Below are 16,044 nucleotides of genomic sequence, written 5' to 3'. Positions count from 1 at the left end.
CTGTGGCAGCCGCCCGTCGGACAACGCCGACAGCGGCAGCTCGCCGTCGTCGTCGCCGAGCAGCTCGGCCCCGGCGGAGAGCCACCCGGACTTCAAGGCGTGCGAGGTGTCGGACTCCGGCGGCTTCGACGCAAGTCGTTCAACCAGACCTCGCTCAAGGGCCTGACCGACGCCAAGGCAGACCTCGGCGTCCAGACCGCCCAGGTCGAGTCGAACTCCGACTCGGAGTACGCCGACAACATCAACCAGCTGGTCAAGGCGGGCTGCAACTCAATCACCACGGTCGGCTTCCTGCTCGGTGACGCCACCGAGGCGGCCGCCAAGGCGAACCCGAAGATCGACTTCTCCATCGTCGACTTCGGCTACGAGAAGCCCGCCAAGAACCTCAAGGGCCTCACCTTCAACACCGCCGAGCCGTCGTTCCTCGCGGGCTACCTCGCCGCGGCGGAGTCGAAGTCCGGCATCGTCGGCACCTTCGGTGGTCTCAACATCCCCACCGTCTCCATCTTCATGGAGGGCTTCCGCCAGGGGATCGAGAAGTACAACACCGACAACAACAAGAACGTCAAGCTCCTGGGCTGGAACGGCAAGGACGGCTCGTTCCTGAACACCTTCGACGACAAGTCCAAGGGCCAGTCGGTCGCCGAGGGCATGATCCAGCAGGGTGCTGACATCATCTTCCCGGTCGCCGGCCCCGCCGGCCTCGGTGGCCTGCAGGCCGCCAAGGACAAGGGCGTCCACGCGATCTGGGTCGACACCGACGGCTGCGTCTCGGCCGCCGAGTACTGCGACGTGCTCCTGACCTCGGTCATGAAGGGCATGGACGTCGCCGTGGAGACCGCCATCAAGGACGCCGTCGACGGCACCTTCAACAACAAGGTCTACGTCGGCACCCTGGCCAACAACGGTGTCGGCCTGGCGCCCTACCACGACGCCGACTCGACGATCGACCAGAGCGTCAAGGACAAGATCGACCAGCTCAAGCAGCAGATCATCGACGGCACGCTGAAGGTCGGCTGACCGCCAGCCCCGTTCGTTACCGCAGGAAGCCGGGTCGGTAAGTTACCGACCCGGCTTCCCGCGTTCTACGCTCTTCTGGTTCCCGCGCCGCGGGAGGCCGCGAGTCACACGTTCAAAGGAGAACGATGAAGCTGGAGATCCGGGGGCTGACGAAGAGGTTCGGGACGTTCACACGAACGACCAGATCGACCTCACGATCGAGCCGGGAGATCCACTGCCTCCTCGGGGAGAACGGCGCGGGCAAGTCCGCTGATGAACATGCTCTACGGGCTGCTCGAGCCCACCGAGGGAGAGCTGCTCGTCGACGGGGAGCCCGTGAAGTTCGGCTCGCCGGGCGACGCGATCGCCGCCGGCATCGGCATGGTGCACCAGCACTTCATGCTGATCCCGGTCTTCACGGTCGCCGAGAACGTGATGCTGGGCCGTGAGCAGACCCGTGGCCTGGGCTTCCTCAACCGCTCGGCCGCGGCCGACCTGGTGCGGGAGCTGTCCACGACGTACCGGCTCGCGGTCGACCCCGACGCGCTGGTCGAGGAGATCCCCGTCGGCGTGCAGCAGCGCGTCGAGATCATCAAGGCGCTGGCCAACCACGCGAAGGTGCTGATCCTCGACGAGCCGACCGCGGTGCTGACGCCGCAGGAGATCGACGAGCTCATGGGCATCATGCGCGAGCTGAAGAAGCAGGGCACCTCGATCATCTTCATCACCCACAAGCTGCGCGAGGTGAAGGCGATCGGCGACCGGATCAGCGTGATCCGCCGCGGCAAGGTCGTCGGCACCGCCGACCCCAGCGCCTCCGAGGCGGAGCTCGCCGAGATGATGGTCGGCCGGTCGGTGAAGCTGACCGTCGACAAGGAGCCCGCCGCGGTCGGCGCTCCGGTGCTCGAGGTCAAGGACGTCACCGTCGTCGACCCGCGGGGCGTCCAGGTCGTCAAGGACGTCTCGTTCGAGGCCCGCGCCGGCGAGGTCCTCGGCATCGCGGGCGTCCAGGGCAACGGGCAGACCGAGCTGATCAAGTCGCTGCTCGGCCTGGTCAAGCCCGACGCCGGCGAGATCACCATCGACGGCAAGGACATCCGCAAGCACGGCCCGCGCGAGAGCCTCGCGGAGGGCATCGGCTACATCCCCGAGGACCGCTCCCACGACGGGTACGTCGGCGCGTTCACCGTCCGCGAGAACCTCGTCCTCGACCTCTACCGCGAGAAGGAGTTCTCCCGCGGCCTGGCCCTGAGGCTGGACGCGCTCGAGGAGAACGCCGCGCACCGGATCGAGGAGTTCGACATCCGCACCGAGTCGATGGAGAGCACCGTCAGCTCCCTCTCGGGCGGCAACCAGCAGAAGGTCGTCGTGGCCCGGGAGTTCTCCCGGCCGCTGAAGGTCCTGATCGCCTCCCAGCCGACGCGCGGCGTCGACGTGGGATCGATCGAGTTCATCCACAAGCGGATCATCGCCGAGCGCGACAAGGGCGTGGCGGTGGTCATCGTGTCGACCGAGCTGGACGAGATCTACGCCCTGTCCGACCGGATCGCCGTCATGTACGACGGTCGCATCGTCGGCACCGTCACCCCCGACATCGCCCGCGAGGAGATCGGCCTGATGATGGCCGGTGCGCACGCTCCCGCCGAGGCAGCAGAGGCAACGAGATGAGCACCGAACCCAAGACCCAGGCCGCACCCGAGCCCGAGGACGTCCAGGCACCCGGGACCGCCGAGCAGAAGCCGACCCGCCGCCCGATCGCCGCCGCCGACTGGATCCCGACGGTCAAGACCACGATCGCCGCGTTCGTCCTGGCGCTGCTCATCGGCGCGGTGCTGATCGCCTTCTCCAGCCAGGCCGTCCTCGAGACCCTGCCGTACTTCTTCTCCTACCCCTGGGACTTCTTCTCCGAGGCCGCCCACGCCGTCGGCGAGTCCTACTGGGCGCTGCTCACCGGCTCGGTGGGCTCCACCTCCGCGATGGGCACCACGCTGGTGCGCTCGGCGCCGCTGATCTGCGCCGGCCTGGGCGTGACGCTGGCGTTCCGCGCCGGCCTGTTCAACATCGGTGCCCAGGGCCAGCTCATCCTCGGTGCGCTGGCGGGGGGTACGTCGGCTTCACCTGGGACCTGCCCCCGGGCATCCACCTGCTGGCCGCGCTCGTGGCCGGCATGCTCGGTGGCGCGCTCTGGGGCGGCATCGCTGGCGTGCTCAAGGCCCGCACGGGTGCCCACGAGGTCATCACCACGATCATGATGAACTACCTCGCCGCGGCGCTGCTGATCTACTGCCTGGGCAAGAACGCCTTCCAGCGCCCGGGCAGCGACAACACCCAGTCGCCGCCGGTGAACGACTCGGCCACCTTCCCGTCGATCGGGAACCTCCACCTCGGCGTGCTCGCCGCGTTCCTGGCGGCGGTGCTGGTCTGGTGGATCCTCAACCGGTCCACCCTCGGCTTCGAGATGCGGGCCGTCGGCGCCAACCCGGACGCGTCGCGCACGGCGGGCATGAACGTCCCGGCCGTCTACACGGCCGCGATGATCATCGCCGGTGCCCTGGCAGGCCTCGCGGCCACGATGGGCATCCTGGGGCACCACGACTCGCTGAGCCCGACCATGGCCGGCTCGATCGGCTTCGACGCGATCACCGTCGCGCTGCTGGGCCGGGCCACCCCGATCGGCACGGTCCTGGCCGGCCTGCTGTTCGGCGCACTCAGCGTCGGCGGCGTGGCGATGCAGGCGAGCCCCGCGGCGACGCCCAAGGAGCTCACCCAGATCCTCCAGGCCCTCATCGTGCTCTTCGTGGCGGCACCGCGCTGGTGCAGGGGATCATGCGGATGAAGTCCACCGACGAGAACAAGACCGTGATGGCGAAGGGATGGGGCGGATGAGCGCCGCAGTTGTGACTGAGGTTGAGCAGGCGGACGTCGTCGACGTCCGTGACCGCGCCGATGTACGACGCCAGGTCAAGCTCGTCGTGGTCTTCGCGATCGTGGCGCTGCTGCTCCTGTGGTTCGCCCTCGACATCTCGAACGCGACGGTGTCCTACACGCTCGGTGACACGGTGAGCCAGGACAACCCGCCCAAGGACCTCAACGGGCTGGCGGTGGTCTGGGCCTGCTTCGGGGTCGCGCTGCTGGCAACGGGCGCGGCGGCGATCAACAAGATCCCCCGAGGGGCCCTGGGCGCGTTGATCTCGGTCGTGGTGGGCGTCGCCTTCTTCGTCGGCTTCATCGTCTGGTCCTACGCCGACCAGACCAACTCCCTTGCCGGCACGCTGGTGATAGTCAATCCGCTGCCGGGCACGGTCAAGCTGGCGACGCCGCTGGTGTTCGGCGCCCTGGCCGGCTGCCTGTGCGAACGCGCGGGTGTCATCAACATCGCGATCGAGGGCCAGTTCCTCACCGGGGCGTTCTTCGCCTCGGTGGCCTCCAGCGCCTTCTACAGCGCGGAGATGGGCCTGCTCGGCGGCATCGTCGCCGGTGTCGGGATCGCGGCCCTGCTCGCGGTGTTCGCGCTGCGCTACCAGGTCAACCAGGTCGTGCTCGGCGTCGTGCTGATCGCGCTGGCGACCGGTCTCACGAACTTCCTGCTGAGCCAGATCCCGGACGACCCGTCGATCAAGTCCTACCTCAACGAGCCGCTGATCCTGGCCCCGATGCCGGACGCGAACATGCCGGTGCTCTCGCCGATCGCCGCCTCGCTGACGAAGATCCCGGTCATCGGGCCGACGCTGTTCAACCAGACGCTGCTGGTCTACCTGATGTACATCTCGGTGGCGTTCGTGACCGTGCTGCTCTTCCAGACCCGGTGGGGCCTGCGGGTCCGCTCGGTGGGCGAGCACCCGACGGCCGCCGACACGGTCGCATCAAGGTCAACCGGATCCGCTGGCAGGCGGTGCTGCTCGGCGGCGTCTTCGCGGGCCTCGGCGGCGCCTACTTCACCGTCGGCTCTACCGGCTCCTTCGACCAGGACGCCTCGGCCGGCAACGGCTTCATCGCGCTGGCCGCGGTGATCATGGGTCGTTGGCACCCGATCTGGGCCTCGCTCGCGGCACTGTTCTTCGGCTTCATGTGGACCCTGCAGAGCCAGCTGGCCCTGCTGGGCAAGTTCCCGCCGGAGCTGCTGCGGGCCTCGCCGTACCTCGCCACGATCATCGCGGTCGCCGGCTTCGTCGGTCGGGTCCGCCCGCCGGCCGCCGACGGCGAGCCGTACGTGAAGAGCTGATCGTGACCGACGGGTCGAGCGTCGACTGGGAGTCCCTGCGGGACGCCGCCGTGGAGGTCGCGGGGCACGCCTACGCGCCGTACAGCAACTTCCACGTGGGCGCCGCGGCGCTCGCGGACGACGGGCGGCTGCTGGTCGGCTGCAACGTCGAGAACGCGGCGTACGGCGTCACGCTGTGCGCCGAGTGCGGCGTCGTGTCGCAGCTGCACGCGACCGGCGGGGGCCGGCTGACCCACTTCGTGTGCGTCAACGGCTCGGGCGAGGTGATCATGCCCTGCGGCCGCTGCCGCCAGCTGCTCTTCGAGCAGGGCGGCGACGACCTGGTGCTGATGACCCCGCACGGGCTGCGCACGATGGCCGAGGTCCTGCCGCAGGCCTTCGGCCCCGACGACCTCCACTGACCTGGACCTGCCCCACGCGGGCGAACGAGAGGGAGACATGCCGCAGCACGACGCCGTCGAGGTGATCACGGCCAAGCGCGACCGAGGCGAGCTGAGCGACAGCCAGATCGACTGGGTGATCGACGCCTACACCCGGGGCGCGGTCGACGACGCCCAGATGTCGGCGCTGGCGATGGCGATCCTGCTCAACGGGATGAACCGTCGCGAGATCTCGCGCTGGACCGACGCCATGATCGCATCGGGGGAGCGGATGGACTTCTCGACCCTGTCGCGGCCCACGGCCGACAAGCACTCCACCGGTGGCGTGGGCGACAAGATCACCCTGCCGCTGGCCCCGCTGGTGGCGGCCTGCGGCGTGGCGGTGCCGCAGCTCTCGGGCCGCGGTCTGGGCCACACCGGCGGCACGCTGGACAAGCTCGAGTCCATCCCGGGCTGGCGTGCGGCCCTGACCAACGAGGAGATGTTCGCCCAGCTCGAGTCGGTCGGCGCGGTGATCTGCGCCGCCGGCGACGGGCTGGCGCCGGCGGACAAGAAGCTCTACGCCCTGCGTGACGTCACCGCGACCGTCGAGGCGATCCCGCTGATCGCCTCGTCGATCATGTCGAAGAAGATCGCCGAGGGCACCGGGTCGCTGGTCCTCGACGTCAAGGTCGGCACCGGCGCGTTCATGAAGGACGTCGACCGCGCCCGCGAGCTGGCCACCACCATGGTCGAGCTCGGCACCGACGCCGGGGTGCGCACCGTCGCCCTGCTCACCGACATGTCCACGCCGCTGGGCCGCACCGCCGGCAACGCGATCGAGGTCGCCGAGTCCGTCGAGGTGCTGGCCGGGGGCGGCCCGGCCGACGTGGTCGAGCTGACCCTGGCGCTGGCCCGCGAGATGCTCGCCGGCGCCGGTGTCACCGACGTGGACCCCGCCGACAAGCTCGCCGACGGCTCCGCGATGGACGTGTGGCGGGCGATGGTCCGCGCCCAGGACGGCGACCCCGACGCCCCGATGCGCGAGGCGCGCGAGCAGCACGTCGTGGGCGCCCCTGCCTCCGGCGTGCTCACCCGGCTGGACGCGATGGCGGTCGGCATGGCCGCGTGGCGCCTCGGTGCCGGGCGCGCCAAGGCCGGAGACGCCGTGCAGGACGGCGCGGGCGTGGTCTGGCACGCGCGCCCGGGCGACAAGGTCGCGGAGGGCGAGCCGCTGTTCACGCTGCTCACCGACGAGCCGGAGCGCTTCGAACGCGCGCTGGCCTCGCTCGAGGGCGGCTACGACATCGACGCCGACAACGCGGCGTACGACCCCACGCCGCTGGTCATCGACCGGATCGGCTGAACCCGGACAGCCGGAGGGTCAGGGCAGCAGCAGTACGAGGAACTCGGCGATGCAGGCGGGCTTCGGCTCGCCCTCGATCTCGATGACGTAGTTCATCGTCAGCTGCTTGCCGGCGGGCACGTCGGTCACCTGCGCGAAGGTGACCGTGGCGCGGATGCGAGCACCGACCTTGACCGGGGTCGGGAAGCGCACCTTGTTGAGCCCGTAGTTGAGCTTCGCGCCGGGTGTCTGGAGGTCGTAGATCCTGCTGCCCAGCATGGGCAGCAGCGAGAGCGTCAGGTAGCCGTGCGCGATCGTGCCGCCGAAGGGGCCCTCCTTGGCGCGCTCGACGTCCACGTGGATCCACTGGTGGTCGTCGGTCGCCTCGGCGAACTTGTCGACCCTCTCCTGCTCGATGAGCACCCAGTCGCTGGTGCCGATCTCCTCGCCGGCCGCGGCCGCCACCTCGTCCAGGGTGGTGAAGACGCGCATGTCTGCCTCCATCGGTTGGCTGCTCTGATGGTTGGATGACGGCATGACAGCCGCCGTCACGGAACCTACCGTCCCGACCCGAGACCAGGTGCTTCGGGCACCCAAGGTCCTGCTCCACGACCACCTCGACGGCGGGCTGCGCCCGGCGACGGTGCTGGAGCTGGCCCGTGGGATCGGCCACGAGCTGCCGGCCGACGACGCGGAGTCGCTGGGGCAGTGGTTCGCCGCGGCCGCGGACTCCGGCTCCCTGGAGCGCTACCTCGAGACCTTCGACCACACCGTGGCCGTGATGCAGAACGGCCCGGCGATCACGCGGGTGGCCCGGGAGTGCGTGGAGGACCTCGCCGCCGACGGCGTGGTGTACGCCGAGATCCGCTACGCCCCTGAGCAGCACGTGTCGCAGGGGCTGACCCTCGACGAGGTAGTGGCCGCCGTGCAGCAGGGCTTCGACGAGGGCATCGCCGCGGCCGGGGGCCGGATCGTGGTCCGCCAGCTGCTCACCGCGATGCGGCACCAGGCGCGGTCCAGGGAGATCGCCGAGCTGTCCGTGGCGTGGCGTGACCGGGGCGTGGCGGGCTTCGACATCGCCGGCGCCGAGGCGGGCTACCCGCCCACCCGGCACCTCGACGCCTTCGAGTACCTCCAGCGCGAGAACTCCCACTTCACCATCCACGCCGGCGAGGCCTTCGGGCTGCCGTCGATCTGGCAGGCGATCCAGTGGTGCGGCGCCGACCGGCTCGGGCACGGGGTCCGGATCATCGACGACATCACGGTCGCCGACGACGGGACCGTCGAGCTGGGCCGCCTGGCGGCGTACGTGCGCGACATGCGGATCCCGCTGGAGATGTGCCCGGCCTCCAACATCCAGACGGGCGCCGCGCCGTCGATCGCCGAGCACCCGATCGGGTTGCTGACGAAGCTGCGCTTCCGGGTCACCGTCAACACCGACAATCGGCTGATGAGCCAGACGTCGATGACCGACGAGATGTGGTCGCTGGTGGAGGCCTTCGGCTACACCCTCGACGACCTGCGGTGGTTCACGATCAACGCGGTGAAGTCGGCGTTCCTGCCCTTCGACGAGCGGCTCGCGATCATCGACGACGTGATCAAGCCCGGGTACGCCGCGCTGCAGGGCTGAGACCGGCCGGCAGCACCAGGAACCACGGCCGGTCCCAACCAGAGAGCCCGAGCCGGGCCTGCGTCCATGAGTCGCGGGAGACGCGCACGTCGCGACCGGACGCCGGGTCGTAGACGGGCAGTGCATCGTCGGCGCCGGGATCCGGCAGTGCCAGGACCACGTGCCGGGCGGTCATCGCATCCCCGATGTAGACAGGCACAGGGTGACCGTGGGCGACGGCGTCGCGAATGCGGCGGTGCGCCGCGTCGCGGCGCCAGGACAGTACCGGCCGGACCACGTAGCGGGTGCCGGAGACCAGCGAGAGCTCGCGCGCGAGGGCCCAGGGTGAGGTGCCCAGCGCCAGCGGCCACGGTAGCTGCAGCCGCCCGTGGGCGTCGACCGGCCGGTTGGTGCGACGATGCGCCGCCAGGGCCTCCTCGCGGAACTTCGTCCCGCCGACCTCTGCGCGCACCCACGCGTCGTACCCTCCGTCGAGCACCATCCGGGCCCGGATCGCGCAGCAGGAGCCGCAGGTGGTGGGGTCCGGCTGGCGCAGCAGCATGCTCAGTGCACCTCGAACGCGGCCAGTCGGCCGATGCCGTCGCGGGCCTCCTCCGGCGTGACCGGTCGGCAGCCAAGCGCGACGGCGCGGGCCACCACCCGCTGCTGGTCACGCATCAGCGCCAGCCCGCGGCGGACCAGCACCAGCGGTGGCTTGCGGTGCTCGCGCAGGTCCCGGGTGAGCCGGCGCCAGAAGGTCACGGCCGGGTGCTGGCGCACGCAGTACGCCTCGGCCAGCAGGTCAGCTTCGCGGCAGGCGCCCACGACGTACTCGGCGAAGATCCCCTCGGCCACGAACAGCTCGTGGTCACCGAGGTCGAGGGTCGTCCAGCCACAGCGCCCGTCGCGGGCGATCTCGTAGACCGGCACGTCGGCGCGACCCTCGCGGCAGAGCTGGTCGAGGGTCGCCAGGGCGTCGTCGTGCAGCCAGGAGTCGGGGTGGTCCCAGTCGACGATGCCGGCGTTGGCCCCCTCCGTGATGCGGGGGAGGGTGGGGTCGTCGCCGTTCTTGTAGAAGTCGTCCAGCCGCAGCACCGGCAGGCCGAGGCGTTCGGCGAGCCGGGACTTGCCGGCCCCTGAGGGGCCGGCAAGGACGATGACCTGCGCGCGCACCAGTCCGGGTGTCCTCAGACGCCGATCGGGTGCCAGACGGTCTTGGTCTCCAGGAACGCCGTCATCGCGTCGGTGCCCGGGTCACGGGTCCAGTCGGGCTCCCCGGCCGGGGCCCGGCGTACCCGCTTGAGGTTGTCGGCGGCGGCGACCTCGAGGTCCTTCGCCAGGGCGGCCTCGCCCGCGATGCCGGTCAGGTCGAGCGCGTTGACGTCCATGTGCCCGGCCAGCCACGGGCCGATCGTCGCGGCGGAGCCGGTCAGGATGTGACCACGCCACCGGGCACGTCGGACGTCGCGAGCACCTCGGAGAAGGTGACCGCGGGCAGCGGCCGCTCGTACGACGACACCACGACCACGGTGTTGCCGGTGACGATCGCCGGGGCGACGACGCTGACCAGGCCGAGCAGGCTCGACTGCTGGGGCGCGAGCACGGCGACGACACCGGTGGGCTCGGGGGTGGAGATGTTGAAGAACGGGCCGGCGACGGGGTTGGCGCCGCCGACGACCTGGGTGATCTTGTCGGCCCAGCCGGCGTACCAGACCAGGCGGTCGATCGCCTCGTCCACGACCCGCTCGGCCTTGGCGGAGCTCAGCCCCTCGGACTGGACCACGGCCTGCACGAACTGCGGGCGGCGGTCCTCCATGACCTCGGCGACGCGGTAGAGGATCTGCGCGCGGTTGTACGCCGTCCGGGCGGACCAGCCGCCGAAGGCCTTGCGGGCCGCGATCACGGCGTCACGGGCGTCCTTGCGCGAGGCGAGGGAGGCGTTGGCCACGAAGGCTCCCTTCGAGTCGTGGACGACGTAGGAGTGGCCCGACTCCGAGCGGGGGAACGCCCCGCCGATGTAGAGCTTGTAGGTCTTGCGCACGTCGATGCGGCTCACTTCACGCCACCCTTCAGGTAGGCCTCGAGGCCGTGACGGCCACCCTCGCGGCCGTAGCCCGACTCCTTGTAGCCGCCGAAGGGGCTGGTCGGGTCGAACTTGTTGAACGTGTTGGCCCACACCACGCCGGCACGCAGCTGGTTGGCCATGTGCAGGATGCGCGAGCCCTTGTCGGTCCACACGCCGGCCGAGAGGCCGTACGGCGTGTTGTTTGCCTTCTCGACCGCCTCGGAGGGGGTGCGGAAGGTCAGCACGGACAGCACCGGGCCGAAGATCTCCTCGCGGGCGATCCGGTGCGCCTGGGTGACGCCGGTGAAGAGCGTCGGCGGGAACCAGAAGCCGTTGCTCGGAAGGTCGCAGGCGGGCGACCAGCGGCCGGCTCCCTCGGCCTCACCGATGTCGGACAGTTCGCGGATGCGGGCCAGCTGCTCGGCGGAGTTGATGGCGCCGATGTCGGTGTTCTTGTCCAGCGGGTCGCCCACGCGCAGCGTGGACATGCGGCGCTTGAGGCGGTCGAGGACCTCCTCGGCCACCGACTCCTGGACCAGGAGGCGGGAGCCCGCGCAGCAGACGTGGCCCTGGTTGAAGAAGATGCCGTTGACGATGCCCTCGACGGCCTGGTCGATCGGGGCGTCGTCGAAGACGATGTTGGCCGCCTTGCCGCCCAGCTCGAGGGTGACCTTCTTGTCGGTGCCGGCGACGGCCTTGGCGATCGCGCGGCCGACGTCGGTGGAGCCGGTGAAGGCGACCTTGTCGACGTCCGGGTGCGACACGAGTGCACGGCCGGTGTCACCCGCGCCGGTGACGATGTTGACGACACCCGGCGGGAGGTCGGCCTGCTGGCAGATCTCGGCGAAGAGCAGGGCGGTCAGCGGCGTGGTCTCGGCCGGCTTGAGCACGACGGTGTTGCCGCAGGCGAGGGCCGGCGCGATCTTCCATGCCAGCATCAGCAGCGGGAAGTTCCACGGGATGACCTGGCCGGCGACGCCGAGGGGGGTGCTGCCGAAGCCGGAGTACTCCAGCTTGTCGGCCCAGCCGGCGTAGTAGAAGAAGTGCGCCGCGACGGTCGGGATGTCGACGTCGCGGGACTCCTTGATCGGCTTGCCGTTGTCGAGGGACTCCAGGACTGCCAGCTCGCGGCCGCGCTCCTGGATGATCCGGGCGATGCGGTAGAGGTACTTGGCCCGCTCGCGGCCGGGCATCGGGCCCCAGACCTTGTCGTAGGCCTTGCGGGCGGCCTTGACGGCCTTCTCCACGTCGGCCTCGTCGGCCTCGGCGACCTCGGCCAGCACCTCCTCGGTGGCGGGGCTGATGGTCTTGAAGGCCTTGCCGTGGCCGTCGACGAACTCACCGTTGATGAACAGGCCGTACGACGGCTTGATGTCGACGATGCTGCGCGACTCGGGGGCGGGGGCGTACTCGAAGGGGCTCGTCATTGACATCAGTCCAGCGTGAAGTAGTCGGGACCGGAGTAGCGCCCGGTCTTCATCTTGGTGCGCTGCATCAGCAGGTCGTTGAGCAGCGTGGAGGCGCCGAAGCGGAACCAGTCGGGGTCGAGCCAGTCCTGGCCGGCGACCTCGTTGACCATCACGAGGTACTTGATGGCGTCCTTGCTGGTGCGGATGCCGCCGGCGGGCTTCACGCCCACCATCTGGCCCGTCTGCGCGCGGAAGTCGCGGACCGCCTCGAGCATGATCATGGTGACCGGCAGCGTCGCGGCCGGCTGGACCTTGCCGGTGGAGGTCTTGATGAAGTGGGCGCCCGCCATCATCGCCAGCCAGCTGGCGCGACGGACGTTGTCGTAGGTCTGGAGCTCCCCGGTCTCGAAGATGACCTTCAGGTGGGCCGGGCCGCACGCCTCGCGGACGGCGACGATCTCGTCGTACACGTCCTTGTAGCGGCCGGAGAGGAACGCGCCACGGTCGATGACCATGTCGATCTCGTCGGCCCCCGCCTCGACGGCGTCGCTGGTGTCGGCCAGCTTGATGTCGAGGGCGGCGCGACCGCTCGGGAACGCCGTGGCGACGGCGGCGACGTTGACGCCGCTGTCGCCGAGGACCTCCCTGGCCGTGGCGACCATGTCCGGGTAGACGCACACGGCGGCGGTCATCGGGCAGGTCGGGTCGGCCGGGTCCGGGTGCATCGCCTTGGCCGCGAGGGCGCGGACCTTGCCGTGCGTGTCCTGGCCCTCGAGCGTCGTCAGGTCGACCATCCGGATCGCGAGGTCGATCGCGAACTCCTTGGCCGTCGTCTTGATCGAGCGGGTGCCGAGGGAGGCCGCGCGGGCCTCGGCGCCGACCTGGTCGACGCCGGGAAGGCCGTGCAGGAACCCTCGCAGCGACGCGTCCGTTCTCGTGATGTCGGAGAAGTCCGCGGACACCACCGGGGCACCGGTTGCACTCGACCCCTGGCCCGTGGGCATGGCAGTGGTGGGGGAGCTTGTCACCGGCCCAGCATAGGGTTGAACCGCCGGTGCAAGGCAATTGAGGTGTGGGCCGTCGGAGGCCCCGTGGACAGGAGTGCGACGTGAGCGACCCGAACAGCCCGGGGACGGTCGAGAAGCCCGTCGAACGCTTCCACGCCACCAGCGGCCACGTGATGGGCATCCTCGGCCTCATCCTGGCGGCGAGCATGGTGGTCGTCGGCATCATGGACATCCACCACGGCTACGCGCTGTCGCTGATCTTCGGCGCGGCCGCCTTCGGGGTCCTCGTCTGGGCCGCGCTGCTCCGTCCCCACGTCTGGGCGACGGCTGAGGACCTGGTGATGCGCAACATGCTGCACACCGTGTGGATCCCGCTCGTGGCGATCGAGACCGTCGTGGTCCGCCAGGTGCTGTCGGTGACCGCCGGCGAGCGCCGGTTCGTCTCGCCGGCCATCGGGCGGACCCTGCGCCAGACCGTGAAGGGCCCCCGCACCCAGGAGCACGGCATGGGCGTGCACCCCGGCCTGTCCGTCCTCGGGCAGGGCAGCACCAGTGACCGCGGCACCGAGCACGGCGGGCCCGACCGGTCCGGCCCCCGGCACGGCGGCAAGGCGGCGGCCCGGACCGCGTCCGCGTCGTACCCCCTCTACGTGGAGGAGCGGATCATCCAGCTCTCCGACGCCGCGTGCGTCAAGCACGGCGTGCGTCGCTTCTCCGACGAGCAGGCCGCCCTGGCCACCGGCGTACGCCGGGCCTGGGCCTGGCCGGAGATCGCCGGGCTCGGGGCCTTCGTCGCGGCCTTCCTGGTGTCGCTGTTCTTCTGAGTCAGATGCCCGCGGCGGCCTTGATGTCGTTGCGCAGCGCGTCGAGGCGGCCGGCGGCGGAGATGCGCGCTGCCTCGACGCCGTCCTCGGGGTTCACGGGGACGACGACCTCGAGGTAGCACTTGAGCTTGGGCTCGGTGCCGCTCGGCCGGACGATGACGCGCCCGCCCTCGGCCAGCCGGTAGCGTAGGCCCTCGGTGGGCGGCAGGTCGGCCGAGCCCTCGGCGAGATCGTCGACCCGCTCCACGGCCAACCCGCCGAGCGCGGTGGGCGGGGTGGCGCGGAGCCGGTCCATCGCGGCGGCGATCTCCGTGAGGTCGGTGACCCGCACCGAGAGCTGGTCGGTGGCGTGCAGGCCGTGCTCGGCCGCGATGTCGTCGAGCAGGTCCGTGAGGCTCCGGCCGGCGGCCTTGGCGGACGCGGCGATCTCGCACAGCAGCAGGAGCGCCGAGACGCCGTCCTTGTCCTTCACGTGCTCGGGGTCGACGCAGTAGCCGAGGGCCTCCTCGTAGCCGAACGCCAGCCCGTCGACGCGGCCGATCCACTTGAATCCCGTGAGCGTCTCGGCGTACGGCTGCCCGGCCGCGGTCGCCATCCGGCCCAGGAGGGAGGACGACACGATCGAGGTGGCGTAGGTGCCCTTCTTGCCGGCGGCGAGCAGGTGGGAGGCCAGCAGCGCGCCGACCTCGTCGCCGCGCAGCATCCGCCACCCGTGCGGTCCGGGGACCGCGGCGGCGCACCGGTCGGCGTCGGGGTCGTTGGCCACGACCAGGTCGGCGCCGCTCGTCTCGGCGAGGGCCATGGCGAGGTCCATGGCGCCGGGCTCCTCGGGGTTGGGGAAGGAGACCGTCGGGAAGTCCGGGTCGGGCTGCTCCTGCTGCGCGACGATCCGCGGGGCGTCGAAGCCGGCGGTCTCGAGGACCTGGGCGACGGAGGTGCCGCCCACGCCGTGCAGGGGCGTGTAGACGATCTCGAGGTCGCGGGGCCCGTCGGCCGCGAGCCCGGCGACGGTGTCGAGGTAGCGGTCGATGATGTCCTCGCGCAGCGTGATGCCGGCATCGCCGCGGGGCACGTCGGCGAGCGGGCCGACCGCCGCGATCCGCGAGGCGATCTCGGCGTCGGCCGGGGGCACGATCTGGCTGCCGTCGCCGAGGTAGACCTTGTAGCCGTTGTCCTCGGGAGGGTTGTGGCTGGCGGTGACCATCACGCCGGCGGCGCACCCCAGCTCGCGGATCGCGAAGGCCAGCAGCGGCGTGGGCAGCGGCCGCGGAAGCACGTACGCCTTGAGCCCGGCGCCGGTCATCACCTCGGCGGTGTCGCGGGCGAAGACGTCGGAGTTGTGGCGGGCGTCGTACCCGATGACGACGCTGCTCTCGCGGGTGGCGCCGTTGTCCTTGAGGTAGGCGGCCAGGCCGGCGGCGGCACGGGTCACCACGACACGGTTCATCCGGTTGGAGCCCGCCCCGAGGGCGCCGCGCAGGCCGGCGGTCCCGAACTCCAGGGTGCCGTCGAAGCGGTCCGCCAGCTCGGTGGCGTCGGCTCCGCCCGCCACGGCGTCGATGAGTCGCTCCAGCTCGGCGCGGGTCCGGTCGTCGGGGTCCTCCGCGGCCCACGCGCGAGCGCGGTCGAGCAGGGGAGCAACCTCGATAGTCGTCATGGGCGGCACGCTACTGCTGCGCGGCGGGTCGGTGCGATTCGGCATGATGGTGCGGGTGAGGTCCTACGAGTTCCGCGAGACCTGGGAGGTCGCCGCTCCCGTCGACGCCGTGCGCGACGTCCTCATCGACCTCGAGCGTTACCCCGAGTGGTGGCCGCAGGTGGTCGCCGTCGCCTCGCTCGGCCCCGACGACGCGCGGGTGCTGTGCCGCTCGACGCTGCCCTACACGCTCGACCTGGTCCTGCGCGCCGTCTCCCGGAGGCGCCACTGCTCGAGGTCGAGGTCGGCGGCGACCTCACCGGCGCGGTCCGCTGGCACCTCTCGCCGACCGCCACCGGCACGCGTCTGGACTTCGCGCAGGACGTCACCGTCCAGGGGAGGCTGCTCGGCTGGGCGTCGTACGTCGGCCGTCCGCTGCTCGCCTGGAACCACGACCGGATGATGGCCGGCTGCCTTATCGGCCTGCGACGTCAGCTCGCGCTGCCTGTCGGTGCGTGATCCCTGCCCCCCGGGCAGGCCGGTAGCCCGGCAGTCGTTGGGTCTGCCGG

General features: G+C 70.8%; 16 protein-coding genes and 2 pseudogenes. 10 read left to right on the top strand and 8 right to left on the bottom strand.

Translation table 11 applies throughout. From position 1 onward, the window contains the following. Nucleotides 1–99: 99 nt before the first annotated feature. The 7 genes and pseudogenes from H0S67_RS18250 (at nt 100) to H0S67_RS18220 (ending at nt 6,946) form a co-directional block, all read left to right on the top strand. Nucleotides 100–1,020 carry a BMP family lipoprotein gene (locus H0S67_RS18250; RefSeq protein WP_246354865.1) on the top strand — a complete coding sequence of 307 codons (921 nt, stop codon included), beginning with the start codon at nt 100–102 and terminating at the stop codon, nt 1,018–1,020. 125 nt (nt 1,021–1,145) lie between these two features. Continuing rightward, nucleotides 1,146–2,667: pseudogene (locus tag H0S67_RS18245) on the top strand (ABC transporter ATP-binding protein). Then, entirely contained in the window at nt 2,664–3,251 is a 588-nt protein-coding gene (locus tag H0S67_RS25850) for an ABC transporter permease subunit (protein ID WP_246354864.1), read from the top strand. The pseudogene H0S67_RS18245 and the gene H0S67_RS25850 overlap by 4 nt, the downstream one beginning before the upstream one ends. Further along, nucleotides 3,167–3,835 (top strand): ABC transporter permease, encoded by a 669-nt coding sequence (locus tag H0S67_RS25845; protein ID WP_425489944.1) that lies wholly within the window; start codon nt 3,167–3,169, stop codon nt 3,833–3,835. Before H0S67_RS25850 ends, H0S67_RS25845 begins: the two co-directional genes overlap by 85 nt. 37 nt (nt 3,836–3,872) lie before the next feature. Then, a pseudogene (locus tag H0S67_RS18235) lies at nt 3,873–5,221 on the top strand (ABC transporter permease). A 2-nt stretch (nt 5,222–5,223) separates the two neighbouring features. Continuing rightward, complete coding sequence (locus H0S67_RS18225) at nt 5,224–5,622, top strand: cytidine deaminase (protein ID WP_180934189.1); 399 nt, start codon at nt 5,224–5,226, stop codon at nt 5,620–5,622. 37 nt (nt 5,623–5,659) lie between these two features. After that, nucleotides 5,660–6,946: a thymidine phosphorylase gene (locus tag H0S67_RS18220; protein ID WP_180934188.1), complete on the top strand. Its 1,287-nt coding sequence runs from the start codon at nt 5,660–5,662 to the stop codon at nt 6,944–6,946. An 18-nt stretch (nt 6,947–6,964) separates the two neighbouring features. Here the strand turns inward: H0S67_RS18220 and H0S67_RS18215 are convergent, their stop codons facing one another. Beyond that, entirely contained in the window at nt 6,965–7,417 is a 453-nt protein-coding gene (locus H0S67_RS18215; protein WP_180934187.1) for a MaoC family dehydratase, read from the bottom strand. Between the two features lie 43 nt (nt 7,418–7,460). On the opposite strand from H0S67_RS18215, the gene H0S67_RS18210 reads away from it, so the two are divergent. Continuing rightward, entirely contained in the window at nt 7,461–8,555 is a 1,095-nt protein-coding gene (locus H0S67_RS18210) for an adenosine deaminase (RefSeq protein ID WP_180934186.1), read from the top strand. Here the strand turns inward: H0S67_RS18210 and H0S67_RS18205 are convergent. The 6 genes from H0S67_RS18205 to deoC are packed head-to-tail and all read right to left on the bottom strand — an operon-like array spanning nt 8,524 to nt 13,036. After that, entirely contained in the window at nt 8,524–9,096 is a 573-nt protein-coding gene (locus H0S67_RS18205; RefSeq protein WP_180934185.1) for a hypothetical protein, read from the bottom strand. The two genes, H0S67_RS18210 and H0S67_RS18205, sit on opposite strands and share 32 nt — an antisense overlap. A 2-nt stretch (nt 9,097–9,098) precedes the next feature. Next, nucleotides 9,099–9,707: an ATP-binding protein gene (locus tag H0S67_RS18200; RefSeq protein ID WP_180934184.1), complete on the bottom strand. Its 609-nt coding sequence runs from the start codon at nt 9,705–9,707 to the stop codon at nt 9,099–9,101. Nucleotides 9,708–9,721: 14 nt separating this feature from the next. Continuing rightward, the gene (locus H0S67_RS25840; protein WP_246354862.1) at nt 9,722–9,922 is read right to left on the bottom strand and encodes a hypothetical protein; all 201 of its coding nucleotides are present in this window, start codon (nt 9,920–9,922) and stop codon (nt 9,722–9,724) included. Between the two features lie 41 nt (nt 9,923–9,963). After that, entirely contained in the window at nt 9,964–10,590 is a 627-nt protein-coding gene (locus tag H0S67_RS18195; RefSeq protein WP_246354861.1) for an aldehyde dehydrogenase family protein, read from the bottom strand. After that, nucleotides 10,587–12,026, bottom strand: coding sequence for an aldehyde dehydrogenase family protein (locus H0S67_RS18190; protein WP_180934183.1), 1,440 nt, complete (start codon nt 12,024–12,026; stop codon nt 10,587–10,589). The genes H0S67_RS18195 and H0S67_RS18190 overlap by 4 nt, the downstream gene beginning before the upstream one ends. A 5-nt stretch (nt 12,027–12,031) precedes the next feature. After that, on the bottom strand, nt 12,032–13,036 hold the full coding sequence (deoC, locus tag H0S67_RS18185; RefSeq protein WP_246354860.1) for a deoxyribose-phosphate aldolase: 1,005 nt from the start codon (nt 13,034–13,036) through the stop codon (nt 12,032–12,034). A gap of 80 nt (nt 13,037–13,116) precedes the next feature. On the opposite strand from deoC, the gene H0S67_RS18180 reads away from it, so the two are divergent. Continuing rightward, nucleotides 13,117–13,839 carry a hypothetical protein gene (locus H0S67_RS18180; protein ID WP_180934182.1) on the top strand — a complete coding sequence of 241 codons (723 nt, stop codon included), beginning with the start codon at nt 13,117–13,119 and terminating at the stop codon, nt 13,837–13,839. A gap of 1 nt (nt 13,840) precedes the next feature. Here the strand turns inward: H0S67_RS18180 and H0S67_RS18175 are convergent, their stop codons facing one another. Beyond that, nucleotides 13,841–15,496, bottom strand: a complete 1,656-nt coding sequence (locus H0S67_RS18175; protein ID WP_180934181.1) for a phospho-sugar mutase — start codon at nt 15,494–15,496, stop codon at nt 13,841–13,843. 204 nt (nt 15,497–15,700) lie between these two features. Between H0S67_RS18175 and H0S67_RS18170 the strand changes: the two genes are divergently transcribed. After that, complete coding sequence (locus H0S67_RS18170; RefSeq protein WP_246354859.1) at nt 15,701–15,994, top strand: SRPBCC family protein; 294 nt, start codon at nt 15,701–15,703, stop codon at nt 15,992–15,994. The last annotated feature ends 50 nt before the right edge of the window (nt 15,995–16,044 follow it).

It is taken from the genome of Nocardioides ungokensis (assembly GCF_013466985.1).
In the GTDB taxonomy this organism is placed as follows: domain Bacteria; phylum Actinomycetota; class Actinomycetes; order Propionibacteriales; family Nocardioidaceae; genus Nocardioides; species Nocardioides ungokensis.
The sequence above is the reverse complement of the archived record's forward strand: the minus strand, read 5'-3'. Positions and strand labels throughout refer to the sequence as shown.

Bases quoted from the DNA above. Each gene is read 5' to 3' on its own strand.
- H0S67_RS18175 (WP_180934181.1), bottom strand. From the start codon at position 15,496: ATGACGACTATCGAGGTTGCTCCCCTGCTCGACCGCGCTCGCGCGTGG.
- H0S67_RS25840 (WP_246354862.1), bottom strand. From the start codon at position 9,922: ATGGACGTCAACGCGCTCGACCTGACCGGCATCGCGGGCGAGGCCGCC.
- H0S67_RS18205 (WP_180934185.1), bottom strand. From the start codon at position 9,096: ATGCTGCTGCGCCAGCCGGACCCCACCACCTGCGGCTCCTGCTGCGCG.
- H0S67_RS18220 (WP_180934188.1), top strand. From the start codon at position 5,660: ATGCCGCAGCACGACGCCGTCGAGGTGATCACGGCCAAGCGCGACCGA.
- H0S67_RS18190 (WP_180934183.1), bottom strand. From the start codon at position 12,026: ATGACGAGCCCCTTCGAGTACGCCCCCGCCCCCGAGTCGCGCAGCATC.
- H0S67_RS18210 (WP_180934186.1), top strand. From the start codon at position 7,461: ATGACAGCCGCCGTCACGGAACCTACCGTCCCGACCCGAGACCAGGTG.
- H0S67_RS25850 (WP_246354864.1), top strand. From the start codon at position 2,664: ATGAGCACCGAACCCAAGACCCAGGCCGCACCCGAGCCCGAGGACGTC.
- H0S67_RS25845 (WP_425489944.1), top strand. From the start codon at position 3,167: ATGCTCGGTGGCGCGCTCTGGGGCGGCATCGCTGGCGTGCTCAAGGCC.
- H0S67_RS18215 (WP_180934187.1), bottom strand. From the start codon at position 7,417: ATGCGCGTCTTCACCACCCTGGACGAGGTGGCGGCCGCGGCCGGCGAG.